Source organism: Variovorax frigidus (assembly GCF_051216515.1).
In the GTDB taxonomy this organism is placed as follows: domain Bacteria; phylum Pseudomonadota; class Gammaproteobacteria; order Burkholderiales; family Burkholderiaceae_C; genus Variovorax.
Genome location: NZ_JBPJZF010000005.1, coordinates 220,766 through 238,557 on the forward strand (window position 1 = coordinate 220,766; position 17,792 = coordinate 238,557).

Sequence of the window (17,792 nt, forward strand, 5' to 3'; positions counted from 1 at the left end):
GACATGCACGACAACGCTGCATCGGCAGGTCTGCCGATCGCCATCACCATGGGCGACCCGGCGGGCATCGGCCCCGAGATCGTGGTCAAGGCCTTCCTGCAGGCGCCCGCACTGACGCGCGGCTGCTTCGTGGTGGGCGACCTCGGCACCCTGCGCCGTGCCGCGGCGGCGCTGGCGGTGCCCGGCGGCGCGTCGCTGCCGGTGGCGCTGATCGCGCAGGCCGACGAGGTCGCGGACCTGCCGCCGCACTGCCTGCCGCTGCTGCAAGCCATCGACGTGCCGCAGGGCGTGGTGACAGGGAAGGTCGGCGCGGCCGCGGGAAAGGCGGCCGGTGACAGCGTGGTGTGGGCCGCGCGCGCCGCGTTGAAGGGGCAGGTGGCGGCCATCGTCACCGCGCCCCTGCACAAGGAATCGCTGGCCGCCGCGGGCTTTCCTTTTCCTGGCCACACCGAACTGCTGCAGGCCGAGGCGGCCGCGCATCTGCAGCGACCGCTGTCCGAGGTGCCGGTGCGCATGATGCTGGCCAACGACGAACTGCGCACGGTGCTGGTCAGCATCCACATGTCCCTGCGCCATGCGATCGACGCGGTGCATGTCGGCGGCGTGCTGGACACGCTCCGGATCGCGCACCGGGCCTTGAGCGCCGCGCTGGGTCGCGCGCCGCGCATCGGCGTCGCGGGCCTGAATCCGCATGCGGGGGAGGGCGGCCTGTTCGGCAGCGAGGAGCACGACATCATCGCGCCCGCCATTGCCGCGGCACGCGCCGAAGGCATCGACGCCCAGGGTCCTTATGCGCCCGACACCGTCTTCATGCGGGCCCGGGCCACGCCGGACAAGGCCGGCGAATTCGACGTGGTGATCGCGATGTACCACGACCAGGGACTGATCCCGGTCAAGTACCTGGGCGTGGACAAGGGCGTGAACGTGACGCTGGGGCTGCCGCTGGTGCGCACCAGCCCCGACCACGGGACTGCCTTCGACATCGCGGGCACCGGCCGCGCGGATGCGGCCAGCCTGATCGAAGCGATCCGGATGGCGCGATCGCTCGCGCCGGACGCGCTCAGGGGCGCTTGAGGCTGTCGCGGATCTCGCGCAGCAGCGCGATGTCCTCGGGCGGGGTCGCGACGGCGGGCGCCGCTTCTTCCTTCTTCCGCAGCCGGTTGATCTGCTTGACCATCATGAAGATGATGAAGGCGAGGATCACGAAGTTGACCGCGATGGTGATGAAGTTGCCGTAGGCCAGCACCGGAACGCCGGCCTTCTTCAGGTCGGCGAGGTTGTTGGCCACGCCGGCCGGCACCGTGCCCAGCACCACGAAGAGGTTGGAGAAGTCGAGCTTGCCGAAGACCAGGCCCGCGAGCGGCATGATCACGTCGGCGACCAGCGAGTCGACGATCTTGCCGAAGGCCGCCCCGATGATCACGCCCACGGCCAGATCGATCACGTTGCCCTTGACGGCAAATTCCCGGAACTCTTTGAGCACGCTCATGTCTGCCTACCTCGCGTTGATGTTGGATTCGCGGTCAGTATAGAGGTGCGCCGGGCATGCATGCGGCGCGCTTTGTCGCTGCGTGCGCGTTGAATCTGTCTGTATCGCTCCGCTACAATCGCGGGTTGACCCAAGCCCCCAGCGAGAAGATTGAGGACCCCCATGAGTGACATCCCCGTCGGCGCCCCCCGGATCGACAAGAGCAAGAGGACGTGGTTGATTGCATCGACCTGCGCCGGTGCCGTGGGTGGCGTGGCAACCGCCATCCCCTTCGTCAGCACCTTCCAGCCCTCCGAACGCGCCAAGGCCGCCGGTGCGCCGGTCGAAGTGGACATCAGCGCGATGCAGCCCGGTGAGAAGCTCACCGTCGAATGGCGCGGCAAGCCCGTGTGGATTCTCAAGCGCACGCCGCAACAGATCGCCGAGCTGCCCAAGCTCGACAGCCAGCTGGCCGATCCGAAGTCCGCGCGCAATCCGGCGGAATTCACGCCCGAGTACGCACGCAACGAAGGCCGCTCCATCAAGCCCGAAGTGCTGGTGGTGGTCGGCATCTGCACGCACCTCGGCTGCTCCCCCATCGACCGGCTGCAGGCCGGTCCGCAGCCCTCGCTGCCCGACAACTGGGAAGGTGGCTTCCTGTGCCCTTGCCATGGTTCGACCTTCGACCTGGCCGGCCGCGTCTACAAGAACAAGCCCGCGCCTGACAATCTTCCGGTTCCGCCGCACATGTACCTCTCGGACACGCGCCTGCTGATCGGCGAAGACAAGAAAGCCTGAGGCAGAAGAAGAATATGGCTGAATTCCACGAAATCTCCCCCAATGCCCCGGCCGGCGAAAAGCTGCTGAACTGGGTCGACAACCGCTTCCCGCTGACCAAGCTGTGGAACGACCAATGGGGCAAGTACTACGCGCCGAAGAACTTCAACTGGTGGTACATCTTCGGTTCGCTCGCGATGCTGGTCCTCGTGATCCAGATCGTGACCGGCATCTTCCTGGTGATGCACTACAAGCCCGACGCCAACCTCGCGTTCGCCTCGGTCGAGTACATCATGCGCGACGTGCCCTGGGGCTGGCTGATCCGCTACATGCACTCCACGGGGGCCTCGGCCTTCTTCGTGGTGGTGTACCTGCACATGTTCCGCGGCCTGATCTACGGCAGCTACCGCAAGCCGCGCGAGCTGATCTGGGTCTTCGGCTGCGCGATCTTCCTGTGCCTGATGGCCGAGGCCTTCATGGGCTACCTGCTGCCCTGGGGCCAGATGTCCTACTGGGGCGCCCAGGTGATCGTGAACCTGTTCGCCGCGATCCCCTTCGTCGGCCCTGACCTCGCGCTGCTGATCCGCGGCGACTACGTGGTGAGCGACGCGACGCTGAACCGCTTCTTCAGCTTCCACGTGATCGCCGTGCCGCTGGTGCTGCTGGGTCTGGTCGTGGCGCATCTGATCGCGCTGCACGAAGTCGGCTCGAACAACCCCGACGGCATCGAGATCAAGGCCAACCTCGGCCCCGACGGTCACCCGGTCGACGGCATCCCGTCGCACCCGTACTACTCGGTGCACGACATCTTCGGCGTCGTGATCTTCCTGACGATCTTCTCGGCCGTGATCTTCTTCGCGCCCGAAGCCGGCGGCTACTTCCTGGAGTACAACAACTTCATCCCGGCCGATTCGCTCAAGACGCCCAACCACATCGCGCCCGTCTGGTACTTCACGCCCTTCTATTCGATGCTGCGTGCCATCACCAGCGAGATGATGTATGCGCTGATCGCCTGCGTCGTGGGCGCCGCCGTCTTCGGCGTGTGGAAGGCCCGCGTGCCGGTCATCGTCAAGGGTGCGTTCGTGATCGCCGCGGTCGTCGTGGCCGCGCTGATGCTGTCGATCGATGCCAAGTTCTGGGGCGTGGTCGTGATGGGCGGTGCCGTCATCATCCTGTTCTTCCTGCCCTGGCTGGACCACAGCCCGGTGAAGTCGATCCGCTATCGCCCGACCTGGAACAAGTACCTGTACGGCGTGTTCGTGATCAACTTCCTGGTCCTGGGCTACCTGGGTGTGCAGCCGCCGTCGCCGCTGGGCGAACGCGTGTCGCAAGTCGGCAGCCTGTTCTACTTCGGCTTCTTCCTGCTGATGCCGTGGTGGAGCCGCCTGGGTACGTTCAAGCCGGTGCCGGAACGCGTCACCTTCCATGCGCACTGAGCCAAGAGAAGAAGAATGAAGAAACTGATCCTCACGCTGATCGCCGCTCTCGGCATCGTCACGGGTGCCCAGGCCGCCGAAGGCGGTATCGCCTGGGACAAGGCGCCCAACAAGACCAACGACCTGGCCTCGCTGCAGAACGGCGCCAAGCTGTTCGTCAACTACTGCCTGGGCTGCCACTCGGCGGCGTTCATGCGCTACAACCGGCTGCAGGACATCGGCATCACCGAGCAGCAGATCAAGGACAACCTGCTGTTCACGACCGACAAGGTCGGTGAAGTCATGAAGGCGAACATCGATCCGCACCAGGCCAAGGAATGGTTCGGCGCGAATCCGCCCGACCTGACCCTGGTGGCGCGTTCGCGCGCCGGCCATGGCGGTACGGGTGCCGACTACCTGTACACCTACCTGCGCACCTACTACCGCGACGACACCAAGGCCACCGGCTGGAACAACCTCGCGTTCCCGAGCGTCGGCATGCCGCACGCACTGTGGGAGCTGCAAGGCGACCGTCGCCCGGTCTACACCAAGGTCGAGTCGCACGGCCACGAGGTCGAAGTCTTCAAGGGCTGGGAACAGACCCGTCCGGGCACGCTGACCCCGCTGCAATACGACCAGGCGGTGGGCGATCTCGTCAACTACCTGCAGTGGATGGCCGAGCCGGCCCAGAACACCCGCGTGCGCATCGGCGTCTGGGTGCTCTTGTTCCTCTCGATGGCGCTGGTCTTCGTCTGGCGCCTCAACGCGTCGTACTGGAAAGACGTCAAGTAGTCGTTCAATGCCGATCGATGTCGCCGCAGGGCGACCGGTCCCGCAGAGTGGGTTGCCAACGCGACCCACTCTTTTTGATTTTTAGGAGTCTCTCGCCATGATGGTTCTGTATTCAGGTACGACCTGCCCCTTTTCCCACCGCTGCCGCTTCGTGCTGTTCGAGAAGGGGATGGACTTCGAAATCCGCGACGTCGATCTCTACAACAAGCCCGAAGACATCAGCGTGATGAACCCGTACGGCCAGGTTCCGATCCTGGTCGAACGCGACCTGATCCTGTACGAGTCGAACATCATCAACGAGTACATCGACGAGCGCTTCCCGCATCCGCAACTGATGCCCGGCGATCCGGTCGACCGTGCGCGCGTTCGCCTCTTTCTGCTCAACTTCGAGAAGGAACTGTTCGTGCACGTGGCTGCGCTCGAGAACCGCGCCGCCAAGGGCAACGACAAAGCCCTGGAAAAGGCGCGTGCGCACATCCGTGACCGTCTGACCCAGCTCGCGCCGGTGTTCTTGAAGAACAAGTACATGCTGGGCGACAACTTCTCGATGCTCGACGTGGCCATCGCGCCGCTGCTGTGGCGCCTCGACTACTACGGCATCGACCTCAGCAAGAATGCGGCACCGCTGCTCAAGTACGCCGAACGCATCTTCTCGCGCCCGGCCTACATCGAAGCGCTGACGCCGTCCGAAAAGGTCATGCGGAAGTAAGACTCGCCCCCGAGGGCTTCGCGCACTTCGTGTCGCGCGCGCCTTCCCCCATCCGGGGGCAACACCTGCGGCCCGGCAAAGCCGGTTCCGCGGTGTTCCGCGAAAATGCGGGGGCCCGTCTCGACGGGCCGCAATCACCAATCACATGATCAACGCACTCGATTCGACTTCCACCCGCCCGTACCTGATCCGTGCACTGTACGAATGGTGCACCGACAACGGGTTCACGCCCTATGTCGCGGTGCTGGTCGACGACACCGTGCAGGTGCCGCGCGAGTACGTGAAGAACGGCGAGATCGTGCTCAACGTCAGCTTCGATGCGACCAGTTCGCTCAAGCTGGGCAACGACTTCATCGAGTTCAAGGCCCGCTTCGCGGGTTCTGCGCGCGAGATCGTCGTGCCGATCGGCCGCGTGATCGCGATCTATGCGCGCGAGAACGGCCAGGGCATGGCCTTTCCCGCGCCCGCGCCGACTTCCTCGTCGGGTGGCGGGGATGACGAGCCCTCGACACAAGCGCCCCGCATGCCCCTGCGCGATGCGTCGCGCGGCAATGAAGGCGATGCCAGCAAGGTGGTGCATCTGGTCGCGGTCGAAGGCTCCGACGAGTCGCTCGACGGCGAGGGCCATGCACCGGTCGAGCCCGAGCCGCCGAAGCCGCCCGTGGGCGGAGGCACCAAGCCTTCGCTCAAGCGCATCAAGTAAGGCGCATCCGCGCCGGTAGAATTCTGTCCGCGCCGCTTTAGCTCAGTTGGTAGAGCAACCGCCTTGTAAGCGGTAGGTCGTCAGTTCGATTCCGACAAGCGGCACCATCTTTGAATCCAGGGACATCCTGGAACGATCGAACCCCTGCGGCCTCCGTGCCATAGGGGTTTTTTCTTGCCCGGCCCCGCCGCTCTCAGTGCCGGGCCTGCACCTTGATCCGGATGCTCGAGACGTTCCAGCCCTTGGCATTCAGGCGGGTCACGAGCGCCGGCGTCAGCTGACGCAGTTTGGCCGCCGCGGCGCTGCCTTGTACCAGCAGGCACCAGACGTCCTCCTCGGCGGGGCCGGCCTTCACCGCGGCCCGCATGTCGGCCGGAATCAGCGTCTCGACCGCCTTCAGCCGCTCGCTCGCATCGCGGGCTCGCGCGACCAGTCCTGCCAGGGTGGGCGAGCCATCTGTGGCCTCGAGCAGGGTCTGGGGCTTGAAGCGACGGTGTATTGACATGAGGGAGCTGGACCTAGTGGCTAAAATGCCTGGTTTGCCGGCACATGCGCCGGTACGGACCGCTTGCTTTCAGGCAAAGCGTGCCCAAGTGCTTTCACCCTATCTTAGGGATTTCGTCGCAGCGTCCGAAGCTTCGAGCGCCCGATCGATCCTTCACACATGGCCACCAACTTCCTGACCCAAATCTTCGGCAGTCGCAACGACCGCTTGCTCAAGCAGTACCGCAAGACTGTGGAGCGCATCAACAGCCTCGAGCCCCAGTTCGAGCAGCTCAGCGACGATGCGCTGCGCGCCAAGACGCAGGAGTTCAAGGAGCGCATCGCGAAGGGCGAGTCGCTGGACGACCTGCTGCCCGAGGCCTTCGCCACGGTGCGCGAGGGCTCCAAGCGCTCGATGAAGATGCGGCACTTCGACGTGCAACTGCTCGGGGGCATGGCCCTGCACAACGGCAAGATCTCCGAAATGCGCACCGGCGAGGGCAAGACCCTCACGGCGACGTTGCCGGTGTACCTGAACGCGCTGTCCGGCAAGGGCGTGCACGTGGTGACGGTGAACGATTACCTGGCCAACCGCGACGCGCAGTGGATGGCCCGGCTCTACAACTTCCTCGGGCTGACCGTGGGCATCAACCTGCCCAACATGCCACGCGAGGAGAAGCAGGCCGCCTACGCCGCCGACATCACCTACGGCACCAACAACGAGTACGGCTTCGACTACCTGCGCGACAACATGGTCTACGAGTCGCAGGACCGCGTGCAGCGTCAGCTGAACTACGCGATCGTCGACGAGGTGGACTCGATCCTGATCGACGAGGCCCGCACGCCGCTGATCATCAGCGGCCAGGCCGAGGACCATACCGACACCTACCTGGCGATCAACAAGGTGGTGCCGCTGCTGGTCAAGCAGGAGGGCGAGGAAGACCCGCGCACCGGCGAAGGCGTGACCAAGCCCGGCGACTTCACGGTCGACGAGAAGACCCATCAGGTCTTCCTGACCGAAGACGGCCACGAGAAGGCCGAGCAGGTGCTGTCCGAGTTCAAACTGCTGCCCGAAGGCGCATCGCTCTACGACCCGGCCAACATCACGCTGATGCACCATCTGAATGCCGCGCTGCGCGCCCGGCATCTGTACCACCGCGACCAGCACTACGTGGTGCAGCAGGGCGAGGTCGTGATCGTGGACGAGTTCACCGGCCGCCTGATGAGCGGGCGCCGCTGGAGCGACGGCCTGCACCAGGCCGTGGAAGCCAAGGAAGGCGTGGAGATCCAGGCCGAGAACCAGACGCTGGCCTCGATCACCTTCCAGAACTACTTCCGCCTGTACGGCAAGCTGGCCGGCATGACCGGCACGGCCGACACCGAAGCCTACGAATTCCAGGAGATCTACGGTCTGGAGACCATGATCATCCCGCCGAACCGCATCAGCCGGCGCGAGGACCAGCTCGACCGCGTCTACAAAACCACGCGCGAGAAGTACGAGGCGGCGATCCAGGACATCCGCGAATGCTACGAGCGCGGCCAGCCGGTGCTGGTCGGCACCTCGTCGATCGAGAACTCGGAAATCATCGACGAGCTGCTCAACAAGGCCGGCCTGCCGCACCAGGTGCTCAACGCCAAGCAGCATGCCCGTGAAGCCGACATCGTCGCGCAGGCCGGTCGCGCCAAGATGATCACCATCGCCACCAACATGGCGGGTCGCGGTACCGACATCGTGCTGGGCGGCAACGTCGAGAAGATGATCGCGGCCGTCGAGGCCGACGAAGGGCTCGACGAGGCCGGCAAGCAGGCCGAGATCGCCACGCTGCGCGCCGAATGGGACAAGGACCACGAGGCCGTGAAGGCGCTGGGCGGTCTGCGCATCATCGCCACCGAACGCCACGAATCGCGCCGTATCGACAACCAGCTGCGCGGCCGGTCGGGCCGTCAGGGCGATCCGGGCTCCTCGCGCTTCTACCTGAGCCTGGACGATCCGCTGATGCGCATCTTCGCGGGCGACCGCGTCAAGTCCATCATGGACCGGCTCAAGATGCCCGACGGCGAGGCGATCGAAGCCGGCATCGTCACGCGCAGCATCGAGAGTGCGCAGCGCAAGGTCGAAGCGCGCAACTTCGACGTGCGCAAGCAGCTGCTCGAGTACGACGACGTGTCGAACGACCAGCGCAAGGTGATCTACCAGCAGCGCAACGACATCCTGGATGCCACCGACCTCAATGCGCAGATCACGGCGCTGCGCGAAGGCTGCTTCACCGACCTCACGCGCCAGCACGTGCCGGCCGAATCGGTCGAGGAGCAATGGACGCTCGGCGCGCTCGAGAAGACGCTGGCCAACGACTGGGGCCTCGAGATCCCGCTCAAGAAGGACGTCGAGGCGGCCTCTGCCATCACCGACGAGGACATCGTCGAGAAGGTCGTCGCGGCCGCCAACGCCGCCTTCGAAGCCAAGCTCGCGCTGATCGGCCAGGAGAACTTCACCCAGTTCGAACGCATGGTGCTGCTGCAGAGCATCGACACCCACTGGCGCGAACATCTGGCGTCGCTCGACTACCTGCGCCAGGGCATCCACCTGCGCGGCTATGCGCAGAAGCAGCCCAAGCAGGAATACAAGCGCGAAGCCTTCGAGCTGTTCGGCCAGCTGCTCGACTCGGTCAAGAACGCCGTCACGCGCCAGCTCATGACGGTGCGCGTGCAGTCGGGCGAACAGCTCGAAGAGGCCGCCGAGACGCTGGAGAGCCGTGCCGAAGCGATCTCGAACATCACCTACACCGCGCCCACCGAAACGGGCGAGGTCGAGGTGCGGGTCGACGAGGAGAGCACGCGCCGTGCAGCAGCGGCCGTTGCAGCGGGTGGGGGCCTGAGTGCCGAAGCCGCCGCCTTCGCGCGCGTCGGCCGCAATGACCCCTGCCCGTGCGGCAGCGGCAAGAAGTTCAAGCAGTGCCATGGGAAGTTGAGCTAACCCCCAGGCTTGCCCACTTCGTGTGGCCTCCCACCCCCTTGCAGGGGGCAACACCAGCAGCCCGGCGAAGCCGGTTCCTCGGTGTTTCTGGAACAGGCCAATACGGGGACGACTGATCTACCAGAAGAGAAAACCACCATGCCTGTGAATTTGTCCGCTCCTGATCCTGCCGCCTTGTTCGCGGTGCCCGGCGTGCGCATCGGCGTGGCCGAAGCCGGCGTGCGCAAGGCGAACCGCAAGGACCTGACGGTCGTGCTGATCGACGAAGGCGCTGCCGTGGGCGGCGTGTTCACGCAGAACCGTTTCTGTGCCGCGCCGGTGCAGGTCTGCCGCGACCACCTGGTGAAGAACTACGGCATCCGCGCGATGCTGATCAACACCGGCAACGCCAACGCCGGCACCGGCGAAGACGGCCTGGCCCGCACCCACCAGAGCTGCGTGGCGCTGGCCCGCGAACTGAACATCGCACCGGAACAGATCCTGCCGTTTTCGACCGGCGTGATCATGGAGCCGCTGCCGGTCGACCGCATCGAGGCCGGTCTGCCCGCCGCGATCGCCGATGCATCGCCCGACCATTGGGCGCGCGCGGCCGAGGGCATCATGACCACCGACACCGTGCCCAAGGCCTTCAGCCGCCAGGTGCAGATCGGCGGCGCGACCGTCACGGTCAGCGGCATCAGCAAGGGCGCGGGCATGATCCGGCCGAACATGGCGACCATGCTCGGCTTCATGGCCACCGACGCGCAGATCGACCCGGCGCTGATCCAGCCGCTGGCCAAGGCCCTGGCCGATGCGTCCTTCAACCGCGTGACCATCGACGGCGACACCTCGACCAACGACTCCTTCGTCGTGATCGCCACGCAGAAGGCCGCGCACACCCGCATCGATTCGCTCGACTCGGCCGACGGTCGCGTGCTGCTCGCGGCCATGCAGGACGTGGCACGGCTGCTGGCGCAGGCCATCGTGCGCGACGGCGAAGGCGCCACCAAGTTCATCACCATCCGCGTCGAAGGCGGCCGCGACAGCGCGGAATGCCGGCAGGTGGCCTATGCGGTGGCGCATTCGCCGCTGGTCAAGACCGCCTTTTTCGCCAGCGACCCCAACCTCGGCCGCATCCTCGCGGCGGTCGGCTATGCCGGCATCGGCGATCTCGACCAGACCGGCATCGACCTGCACCTCGACGACGTGCACGTGGCGGTCAAGGGCGGCCGCAACCCGGCCTATCGCGAAGAAGACGGCCAGCGCGTCATGAAGCAGAGCGAGATCACGGTGCGCATCGGCCTGGGCCGCGGCACGGCCGTCGACACGGTCTGGACCTGCGATCTCAGCCACGACTACGTCTCGATCAACGCCGACTACCGGTCTTGATCTGTCGCGGGCGGTGCGCGGGGCGCACCGCTTCGTCTTCCTGCTCCTTGCTGACAGAACCATGAACGACAAGTTTGACAAGCTGATCGAGCGCGCGGAGCACCTGATCGCACGCATCGAATCGATCCTTCCGCAGCCGCTGCAGGCGCCCGCCGACTGGGACGCCGCCATCGCCTGGCGCTACCGCCGCCGCAGCTCGGGCCACGGCGTGCTGGAGCCGGTGCGGCATCTGGCCCAGATGCCGCTCGACGCGCTCAAGGAGATCGACGTCCAGAAGGAAAAGATCGAGCGCAACACGCGTCAGTTCGTCGAAGGCAAGCCGGCCAACAACGTGCTGCTGACCGGCGCGCGGGGCACCGGCAAATCCTCGCTGATCCGCGCCTGCCTGCACGCCTATGCGCCGCAGGGCCTGCGCCTGATCGAGGTCGACAAGGCCGAGCTGACCGACCTGCCCGACATCGTCGAGGTGGTGGCCAACCGCCCCGAGAAGTTCATCGTCTTCAGCGACGACCTGAGCTTCGACGAGGGCGAGCCCGGCTACAAGGCGCTCAAGTCCATTCTCGACGGCTCGGTGGCCGCCTCGACGCCCAACGTGCTGATCTACGCGACCAGCAACCGGCGCCACCTGCTGCCCGAGTACATGAAGGACAACCTGAGTTACACCCACACCGAGGACGGCGAAGTCCATCCCGGCGAGGTGATCGAGGAAAAGATCTCGCTGTCGGAGCGCTTCGGTCTCTGGGTCAGCTTCTATCCCTTCAGCCAGAGCGAGTACCTGGCGATCACGGCGCAGTGGCTGTCGTCCTTTGGCGTCGATGCCGCGGCGATCGAGGCCGCGCGGCCCGAGGCGCTGGTCTGGGCGCTGGAGCGCGGTTCGCGCAGCGGCCGCGTGGCCTACCAGTTCGCGCGCGACTACGCAGGAAGAGCATGACCGAGCGCAAGCACACCGAAGTCGCCGTCGGCATCCTGATCGGTGCCGACGACGCCCTGCTGCTGTCCACGCGCCCAGAAGGCAAGCCCTACGCCGGCTATTGGGAGTTCCCGGGCGGCAAGATCGAGGCTGGTGAAACGGTCGAGCAGGCGCTGCGCCGCGAACTCGAAGAAGAGCTCGGCATCACCATCGCGGGTGCCGAGGTCTGGAAGGTCACCGAGCACGACTATCCGCATGCCCTGGTGCGGCTGCACTGGTGCAAGGTGCGCGTGTGGTCCGGCGACTTCGAGATGCGCGAAGGGCAGGCCATGCGCTGGCAGCAGCTGCCGCTGGACGTGAGCCCGGTGCTGCCTGGGGCGCTGCCGGTGCTCCAGTGGCTGAGCGAAGAGCGCGCTTCCTAGCCCGCTCTTTTCTCTACTGCAGCCGAGGGTCGCCGAAGGCTGCTTCGTCCGGCGGGGCCTCGGTCGGCACGCGGAATTCCTCGCTGGCCCAGGCGCCCAGGTCGACGCCCTTGCAGCGCGCGCTGCAGAAGGGGCGGTAGACATTGCTGGGGCCGTAGACGCTGTCCTGGCCGCAGGCGGGGCAGCGGACGATGCGTTCGCCGCTCGGTGTGCTTCGGGTGCTCATCGTGTGTCTCCTGCGCTTTGCGCCCGTGCGGGGCGTCCAAGCCGGTTCGTCTGCGCGCACGTCACGCGCAGAGCGTCAATTCGAAAGGGGTGTCCTGCGGGCTGGGATGCAGGCGGTCGTCGTCTTCATGGCGCATGAGCCGCACCGAGACCATCAGCCGGTTGCCGCTGATCTCGGGGATCACGCCCAGCCGCGGGTCGATGCGCAGGCGCAGCAACTGGAAGCTCCGTCCTTGCGGAAGGTTCTGCTGGAACTGACCGCCGGTGGCCATGACCTTGTAGGGCACATCGGCGTCGCGCAGCAGCTTGAGCAGCAGGTAGATCGCTTCGGCCAGGGGCGACAGCGTGGCCGACCAGCGCTCCAGGTCCTTGCGCCGCGCCGTCGGAGGGCGGTTCTGCCACGCGTGGTAGGCCGGCAGGTCGAATTCGCAGGTGCCGCCGGGAATGCCGGCGCGGCTGCGGATGCTCATCAGCCACTCGTTCTCCGTCAGCGCCTGGCCGGCCTTGCCGGGCAGGGTGTGGAGCGTGGCGAAGTTGCGCTCGAGCTGCGCAACAACCTGGTCGAGCGCGGCCTCCGAGATCGCCGGGTTGCCGCGGTAGCTGTTGAAGACGCTCTTGTGCTTGTCGAGATCACGCAGCACGTCGGCCTTGAGGTCGGCGCGCGCAGCCACGTCCATGATCTCGAAGATCGTGACGAGGGCGTAGTGATGGGAGAGGGCGGAGTCCGAGGGGACCAGCTCGCCCAGCCGGCGGAACAGATGCTCCAGCCGGAGGTAGGTCCGGATGCGCTCGTTGAAGGGGTACTCGTAAAGAATCACGCGGATGTATCGTTTCCTGTCGAGGGATCATAGCCGCCGGGTGGCGTGCAGGATGTGTCGTCTTGCTTCAATGGGCCGTCCAGCGGTCCCACAGGTGCTGAACTTCCTGGGCGAGTTGCTGCAGATCGAGCCCGTCGTTGAAGATCACCGCATCGGCGGCCGCGCGCCGTGCGCTGCGCGGCGCCTGCTGTGCGATCACGGCCTGCACGGCCTCGGGCGTCCAGCCGGAGCGCGCGATCACGCGTTGCAGCTGCGTGGCTTCGCGCGCATCGACCACCAGCACGCGGTCCACGATGCCCCGCCAGCGCTTCGACTCGACCAGCAGCGGCACGTCGAACACGATCGGTGCCCCGGTTGCCGCGGCGGCCTGGCGTTCGGTCTCGAGGCCGATCAGCGGGTGCAGGATGGCTTCGAGCCGCTTCCTGGCGTCGGTATCGCTGAACACGATGGCGCGCATGCGGGCGCGGTCGAGGCCGCCGTCCGCATCGATGACCGTGGCGCCGAAGGCCGCCTCGATCGCCGGCATGGCGGCGCCGCCGGGCTGCGCGATGGCACGCGCGATGGCATCGGTGTCGACGAGTGCGGCGCCGTGCTGCACCAGCAGGGCCGCGACCGTGCTCTTGCCGCTGCCGATGCCGCCGGTCAGTCCGATGCGCATGGCGTCACCCAAGGCCGACCACGCGAAGGATCGCGTCGGCGCCGAAGAACATCGCCGTGAAGCCGGCGCCGGCGAGGAAGGGGCCGAAGGGCACGTAGCCGCCTTCGCGCAGACCGTTGTTGAACTTGAGCGCCAGGCCGACGATCACGCCGATGACCGAGGCCATGAGCACGATCGGCACCAGCGCCTGCCAGCCGAACCAGGCACCGAAGGCCGCGAACAGCTTGAAGTCGCCGTAGCCCATGCCTTCCTTGCCGGTGGCGAGCTTGAACAGCCAGTACACGCTCCAGAGCGAAAGATAGCCGGCGACCGCGCCCGCCACGGCCGCGTTCAGCGCCACGCCGGTCAAGCCCAGCATCGAGGCCAGCAGCCCGGCCCACAGCAAGGGGAGGGTGATGTCGTCCGGCAGCAGCGTGGTGTCCCAGTCGATCAGCGCCAGGGCCAGCAGCGCGGCCGAGAAGCCGCACCAGGCCAGCGCTGCCCATTGGCCCGGCATGCGCCAGACGCACCAGGCGAACAGCAGACCGGTCACGAGCTCGACCAGCGGGTAGCGCAGCCCGATCGGCGTCTTGCAGGCCGAGCAGCGTCCGCGCAGCAGCAGGTAGCTGACCAGCGGCACGTTCTCGTACCAGCGGATCACGTGGCCGCATTGCTGGCAGCGCGAATGCGGCACCATCAGATTGAAGGGTTCGACGGCGTCCGGCTCGCTGCCGTCGAGGCCGGCGCAATCCGCCACCCACTGCCGCTCGAGCATCTTGGGCAGGCGATAGATCACCACGTTGAGGAAGCTGCCGATCAGCAGCCCGAACACGCCGGCCAATGCGGCGTCCACACCTTGCGACACCAGCATCAGACGACCTGGCCCAGCTTGAAGATGGGCAGGTACATCGAGACCACGATGCCGCCGATGAGGGTGCCGAGAAACACGATGATGATGGGCTCCATCAGGCTGGACAGGCCGGCGACCATGTCGTCGACCTCGGCCTCGTAGAAGTCGGCGGCCTTGCCCAGCATGTGGTCGATCGAGCCGGATTCTTCACCGATCGCCGCCATCTGCAGCACCATCGACGGGAACACGTTGGCATTGGTCATGGCCGTCGTCAGGCTGGTGCCGGTCGAGACCTCCTGCTGGATCTTGACGGTGGCATCGGCATACACCGAATTGCCCGAGGCGCCACCCACCGAGTCGAGCGCCTCGACCAGCGGCACGCCGGCCGCGAACATGGTCGCCAGCGTACGGGTCCAGCGCGCGACGCAGGACTTGTCGATCAGCTTGCCGAAGATCGGAATGCGCAGCAGCAGCCGGTCCATGACGCGCTGCACTTTCTCGTTGCGCCTCCAGGCCTGCAGGAAGAAGTAGATGCCGCCGCCGATCACGCCGAAGATCAGCCACCAGTAGGACACGAAGAACTCGCTGATGCCCATCACGATCAGCGTCGGGGCCGGCAGGTCGGCGCCGAAGGAGCTGAACACTTCCTTGAAGGCCGGGATCACGAAGATCATGATGATGGCCACCACGATGAACGCGACCACCACCACCGACATCGGGTACATCAAGGCCGACTTGATCTTCGACTTGATGGCCTCGGTCTTCTCCATGTAGGTGGCGAGCCGGTCCAGCAGTTCTTCCAGAATGCCCGCGGCTTCGCCGGCCTCGACCAGGTTGCAGTAGAGGTTGTCGAAGTACTTGGGAAACTTGCGGAAGGCGGCCGACAGCGAGGTGCCGGTCTCGACGTCGCTGCGGATGTCGTTGAGCAGCTTGGCGACGCTCGGGTTCGCGTTGCCGCGCCCGACGATGTCGAAGGCCTGCAGCAGCGGCACGCCGGCCTTCATCATGGTCGCCAGCTGGCGCGTGAAGATCGCGATGTCCTTGGGCTTGATGGCCTTGCCCGAGCGCATGCGCCGCTTCTTCACCTTGGTCAGCAGCACGCCCTGGCGCCGCAGCGCGGCCTGGACCTGGTTGGTGCCGGCCGCGCGCAGCTCGCCACGCACCTGCTTGCCGTTGCGATCCTTGCCCTCCCACTCGTACACGAATTCCTTGTGTCCGCGTGGGGTGGATGTTGCCGTTGCCATGAGGGTTCCGCTTCTCAACAATACTATTCGTTCGTGACCGCGAGCACTTCCTCGAGCGAGGTCAGTCCCTGCATCACTTTCTTCAGGCCCGACTGGCGCAGCGAACGCACGCCCTCGGCCTCGGACTGCTTGGCGATTTCCAATGCACTGCCGTCGCGCAGGATGATTTTCTGGATTTCTTCGGACACCGGCATGACCTGGTAGATGCCCACGCGTCCCTTGTAGCCGCCGTTGCAGGCCGAGCAGCCGACGGCGCGGTACGGCTTCCAGCTGCCGTCGATGTCGGCGTCCTTGAAGCCGGCATCGAGCAAGGCCTCGCGTGGCACTTCCGAGGGCTCGCGGCACACGGTGCACAGGCGGCGCGCGAGGCGCTGGGCCGTGATCAGGATGACGCTCGACGCGATGTTGAAGGGCGCGATGCCCATGTTGCGCATGCGCGTGAGCGTGGTCGGTGCGTCGTTGGTGTGCAGCGTCGAAAGCACCAGGTGGCCCGTCTGCGCCGCCTTGATCGAGATGTCGGCGGTTTCGAGGTCGCGGATCTCGCCGACCATGATGATGTCGGGGTCCTGCCGCAGGAAAGCGCGCAGCGCGGTGGCGAAAGTCAGGCCGGCCTTCTCGTTGACGTTGACCTGGTTCACGCCCGGCAGGTTGATTTCCGATGGGTCTTCCGCGGTCGCGATGTTCACGCCGGGCTTGTTGAGGAGGTTGAGACAGGTGTAGAGCGACACCGTCTTGCCCGAGCCCGTGGGACCGGTGACCAGCACCATGCCGTAGGGCCGGCCGATCGCGGTCAGCAGGCGCTCCTTCTCGACCGCGTCGTAGCCCAGCGCATCGATGCCCAGGCGGGCGCTGCTCGGGTCCAGGATCCGGATCACGATCTTCTCGCCGAACAGCGTCGGCAGCGTGCTCACGCGGAAATCGATCACCCGGTCGGGACCGATCTTGAGCTTCATCTTGCCGTCCTGCGGCACGCGTTTCTCGGAGATGTCGAGCTTGGAGATCACCTTGATGCGCGAGGCCAGCTTGTCCTTGATGACCGGCGGCGGGCTCGCGATCTCGCGCAGTTCGCCGTCGATGCGAAAGCGCACGCGGTACTGGTGCTCGTAGGGCTCGAAATGGATGTCCGACGCGCGCATCGCGAAGGCGTCGAGCAGCATCTTGTGCAGGAAGCGCACCACCGGCGCGTCTTCGACTTCCGCGACGGCCTGCTCGGCGGCGTCGCTGGGGGTGTCGATCGAGGCCTCGTCGAATTCGAACTCGGCGCCGACGATGCCGTCGATGGTTTCGGCGGCGCTGGCGGCCGCCTGCTCGACCATGCGGGAGAGCTTGTCGTATTCGGCAATGACCCAGTCGACGCCCATCTGCGAGGCGAACTTGATCTTCTCGACGGCCTGCTGGTCGGAGGGGTCGGCGGTGGCGACGATCAGCCGGTTGTTGCGCTTGCTGAGCACGACGATCCGGTAGGCCTGGCACAGCTTCGCATCGAGCAGGTCCTTGGGCAGGCGTTGCGGATCGATGGCATCGAGGTCGAGCAAAGGGGCGCCGAAGGCGCTGGACAGCGTGTGCGCGAGATCGGCGGCGGAGACGGCGCCGGTGCCGGTGAGTTCGGCGATGAAGCTGGAGCGCCCCGAGAGCGACCGCTGGTAGATTTCTTCGGCGGTCTTGGCGGGCAGCTTGCCGGCAGAGATCAACGCCCGTGCGAGGCCCGGAAGGGCGACGGAGGCGCTATCTTTGGCAAGGGGTTCTGCAGCGGCCATCAGCGAATGTAAAAAGCGTGAAAAAGTGCTTCACGATCATCGCTGATCGCCCAGGGACTGTAAACGGCTGCCCGTCGAGGGACGGCGCAGCATTGTGTATTACAGCCTCAAAAGGCTGGTCGGGGTGAGAGGATTCGAACCTCCGGCCTCTACGTCCCGAACGTAGCGCTCTACCAGGCTAAGCTACACCCCGATGGTGGTTGCAAGAAAAGAGAAATCGTCCTGGTGCTCACTCTCGTG

At 65.9% G+C, this 17,792-nt stretch carries 18 protein-coding genes and 2 tRNA genes; 11 read left to right on the top strand and 9 right to left on the bottom strand.

Annotation, left to right across the window (positions count from 1 at the left end; all coding sequences use genetic code 11):
* Positions 1–3: 3 nt before the first annotated feature.
* Complete coding sequence (pdxA, locus tag ACSFBC_RS16265) at positions 4–1,074, top strand: 4-hydroxythreonine-4-phosphate dehydrogenase PdxA (protein WP_435511382.1); 1,071 nt, start codon at positions 4–6, stop codon at positions 1,072–1,074.
* Here pdxA and mscL read toward each other — a convergent pair.
* Positions 1,061–1,489, bottom strand: a complete 429-nt coding sequence (gene mscL / locus ACSFBC_RS16270) for a large conductance mechanosensitive channel protein MscL (protein WP_435511383.1) — start codon at positions 1,487–1,489, stop codon at positions 1,061–1,063. The genes pdxA and mscL overlap by 14 nt on opposite strands.
* Positions 1,490–1,651: 162 nt before the next feature.
* Between mscL and petA the strand changes: the two genes are divergently transcribed.
* From petA to ACSFBC_RS16300, 6 genes are all read left to right on the top strand, one after another.
* Complete coding sequence (petA, locus tag ACSFBC_RS16275; protein ID WP_435511384.1) at positions 1,652–2,266, top strand: ubiquinol-cytochrome c reductase iron-sulfur subunit; 615 nt, start codon at positions 1,652–1,654, stop codon at positions 2,264–2,266.
* A 14-nt stretch (positions 2,267–2,280) separates the two neighbouring features.
* Positions 2,281–3,681 carry a cytochrome b gene (locus ACSFBC_RS16280; protein ID WP_435511385.1) on the top strand — a complete coding sequence of 467 codons (1,401 nt, stop codon included), beginning with the start codon at positions 2,281–2,283 and terminating at the stop codon, positions 3,679–3,681.
* A gap of 15 nt (positions 3,682–3,696) precedes the next feature.
* Positions 3,697–4,452, top strand: coding sequence for a cytochrome c1 (locus tag ACSFBC_RS16285; RefSeq protein WP_435511386.1), 756 nt, complete (start codon positions 3,697–3,699; stop codon positions 4,450–4,452).
* A 97-nt stretch (positions 4,453–4,549) separates the two neighbouring features.
* Positions 4,550–5,161 (top strand): glutathione S-transferase N-terminal domain-containing protein, encoded by a 612-nt coding sequence (locus ACSFBC_RS16290; RefSeq protein ID WP_183025009.1) that lies wholly within the window; start codon positions 4,550–4,552, stop codon positions 5,159–5,161.
* A gap of 145 nt (positions 5,162–5,306) precedes the next feature.
* Positions 5,307–5,864 (top strand): ClpXP protease specificity-enhancing factor, encoded by a 558-nt coding sequence (locus tag ACSFBC_RS16295; protein WP_435511387.1) that lies wholly within the window; start codon positions 5,307–5,309, stop codon positions 5,862–5,864.
* 31 nt (positions 5,865–5,895) lie between these two features.
* A tRNA-Thr gene (locus ACSFBC_RS16300) sits at positions 5,896–5,971 on the top strand.
* Positions 5,972–6,057: 86 nt separating this feature from the next.
* Here ACSFBC_RS16300 and ACSFBC_RS16305 read toward each other — a convergent pair.
* Positions 6,058–6,363, bottom strand: a complete 306-nt coding sequence (locus tag ACSFBC_RS16305) for a hypothetical protein (RefSeq protein ID WP_435511742.1) — start codon at positions 6,361–6,363, stop codon at positions 6,058–6,060.
* A 165-nt stretch (positions 6,364–6,528) separates the two neighbouring features.
* Between ACSFBC_RS16305 and secA the strand changes: the two genes are divergently transcribed.
* The 4 genes from secA (at position 6,529) to mutT (ending at position 12,021) form a co-directional block, all read left to right on the top strand.
* Complete coding sequence (gene secA, locus ACSFBC_RS16310) at positions 6,529–9,321, top strand: preprotein translocase subunit SecA (protein WP_435511388.1); 2,793 nt, start codon at positions 6,529–6,531, stop codon at positions 9,319–9,321.
* Positions 9,322–9,459: 138 nt separating this feature from the next.
* A complete protein-coding gene (gene argJ, locus ACSFBC_RS16315; protein WP_435511389.1) occupies positions 9,460–10,689 on the top strand; it encodes a bifunctional glutamate N-acetyltransferase/amino-acid acetyltransferase ArgJ in 1,230 nt (409 codons plus the stop codon).
* A gap of 61 nt (positions 10,690–10,750) precedes the next feature.
* A complete protein-coding gene (locus tag ACSFBC_RS16320; RefSeq protein ID WP_435511390.1) occupies positions 10,751–11,620 on the top strand; it encodes an ATP-binding protein in 870 nt (289 codons plus the stop codon).
* Entirely contained in the window at positions 11,617–12,021 is a 405-nt protein-coding gene (gene mutT, locus ACSFBC_RS16325; RefSeq protein ID WP_435511391.1) for an 8-oxo-dGTP diphosphatase MutT, read from the top strand. Before ACSFBC_RS16320 ends, mutT begins: the two co-directional genes overlap by 4 nt.
* Positions 12,022–12,034: 13 nt before the next feature.
* On the opposite strand, the gene ACSFBC_RS16330 is transcribed toward mutT, so the two are convergent.
* The 7 genes from ACSFBC_RS16330 to ACSFBC_RS16360 form a co-directional block, all read right to left on the bottom strand.
* The gene (locus ACSFBC_RS16330) at positions 12,035–12,247 is read right to left on the bottom strand and encodes a DNA gyrase inhibitor YacG (RefSeq protein WP_435511392.1); all 213 of its coding nucleotides are present in this window, start codon (positions 12,245–12,247) and stop codon (positions 12,035–12,037) included.
* A 61-nt stretch (positions 12,248–12,308) separates the two neighbouring features.
* Entirely contained in the window at positions 12,309–13,064 is a 756-nt protein-coding gene (gene zapD / locus ACSFBC_RS16335) for a cell division protein ZapD (RefSeq protein WP_435511393.1), read from the bottom strand.
* Between the two features lie 67 nt (positions 13,065–13,131).
* On the bottom strand, positions 13,132–13,722 hold the full coding sequence (gene coaE, locus ACSFBC_RS16340; protein WP_435511394.1) for a dephospho-CoA kinase: 591 nt from the start codon (positions 13,720–13,722) through the stop codon (positions 13,132–13,134).
* A 4-nt stretch (positions 13,723–13,726) separates the two neighbouring features.
* Positions 13,727–14,572 (bottom strand): prepilin peptidase, encoded by an 846-nt coding sequence (locus tag ACSFBC_RS16345; RefSeq protein ID WP_435511395.1) that lies wholly within the window; start codon positions 14,570–14,572, stop codon positions 13,727–13,729.
* Positions 14,572–15,795 (bottom strand): type II secretion system F family protein, encoded by a 1,224-nt coding sequence (locus ACSFBC_RS16350; protein ID WP_435511396.1) that lies wholly within the window; start codon positions 15,793–15,795, stop codon positions 14,572–14,574. Before ACSFBC_RS16350 ends, ACSFBC_RS16345 begins: the two co-directional genes overlap by 1 nt.
* Before the next feature lie 23 nt (positions 15,796–15,818).
* Positions 15,819–17,552, bottom strand: coding sequence for a type IV-A pilus assembly ATPase PilB (pilB, locus tag ACSFBC_RS16355; protein ID WP_435511397.1), 1,734 nt, complete (start codon positions 17,550–17,552; stop codon positions 15,819–15,821).
* 116 nt (positions 17,553–17,668) lie between these two features.
* Positions 17,669–17,745: transfer RNA gene (locus tag ACSFBC_RS16360), tRNA-Pro, on the bottom strand.
* Positions 17,746–17,792 lie beyond the last annotated feature (47 nt).

What these genes read in the sequence shown, in the direction of transcription:
- pdxA (WP_435511382.1), top strand. Translation starts at nt 4, where the DNA reads ATGCACGACAACGCTGCATCGGCAGGTCTGCCGATCGCCATCACCATG.
- mscL (WP_435511383.1), bottom strand. Translation starts at nt 1,489, where the DNA reads ATGAGCGTGCTCAAAGAGTTCCGGGAATTTGCCGTCAAGGGCAACGTG.
- petA (WP_435511384.1), top strand. Translation starts at nt 1,652, where the DNA reads ATGAGTGACATCCCCGTCGGCGCCCCCCGGATCGACAAGAGCAAGAGG.
- ACSFBC_RS16280 (WP_435511385.1), top strand. Translation starts at nt 2,281, where the DNA reads ATGGCTGAATTCCACGAAATCTCCCCCAATGCCCCGGCCGGCGAAAAG.
- ACSFBC_RS16285 (WP_435511386.1), top strand. Translation starts at nt 3,697, where the DNA reads ATGAAGAAACTGATCCTCACGCTGATCGCCGCTCTCGGCATCGTCACG.
- ACSFBC_RS16290 (WP_183025009.1), top strand. Translation starts at nt 4,550, where the DNA reads ATGATGGTTCTGTATTCAGGTACGACCTGCCCCTTTTCCCACCGCTGC.
- ACSFBC_RS16295 (WP_435511387.1), top strand. Translation starts at nt 5,307, where the DNA reads ATGATCAACGCACTCGATTCGACTTCCACCCGCCCGTACCTGATCCGT.
- secA (WP_435511388.1), top strand. Translation starts at nt 6,529, where the DNA reads ATGGCCACCAACTTCCTGACCCAAATCTTCGGCAGTCGCAACGACCGC.
- argJ (WP_435511389.1), top strand. Translation starts at nt 9,460, where the DNA reads ATGCCTGTGAATTTGTCCGCTCCTGATCCTGCCGCCTTGTTCGCGGTG.
- ACSFBC_RS16320 (WP_435511390.1), top strand. Translation starts at nt 10,751, where the DNA reads ATGAACGACAAGTTTGACAAGCTGATCGAGCGCGCGGAGCACCTGATC.
- mutT (WP_435511391.1), top strand. Translation starts at nt 11,617, where the DNA reads ATGACCGAGCGCAAGCACACCGAAGTCGCCGTCGGCATCCTGATCGGT.
- ACSFBC_RS16330 (WP_435511392.1), bottom strand. Translation starts at nt 12,247, where the DNA reads ATGAGCACCCGAAGCACACCGAGCGGCGAACGCATCGTCCGCTGCCCC.
- coaE (WP_435511394.1), bottom strand. Translation starts at nt 13,722, where the DNA reads ATGCGCATCGGACTGACCGGCGGCATCGGCAGCGGCAAGAGCACGGTC.
- ACSFBC_RS16345 (WP_435511395.1), bottom strand. Translation starts at nt 14,572, where the DNA reads ATGCTGGTGTCGCAAGGTGTGGACGCCGCATTGGCCGGCGTGTTCGGG.
- ACSFBC_RS16350 (WP_435511396.1), bottom strand. Translation starts at nt 15,795, where the DNA reads ATGGCAACGGCAACATCCACCCCACGCGGACACAAGGAATTCGTGTAC.
- pilB (WP_435511397.1), bottom strand. Translation starts at nt 17,552, where the DNA reads ATGGCCGCTGCAGAACCCCTTGCCAAAGATAGCGCCTCCGTCGCCCTT.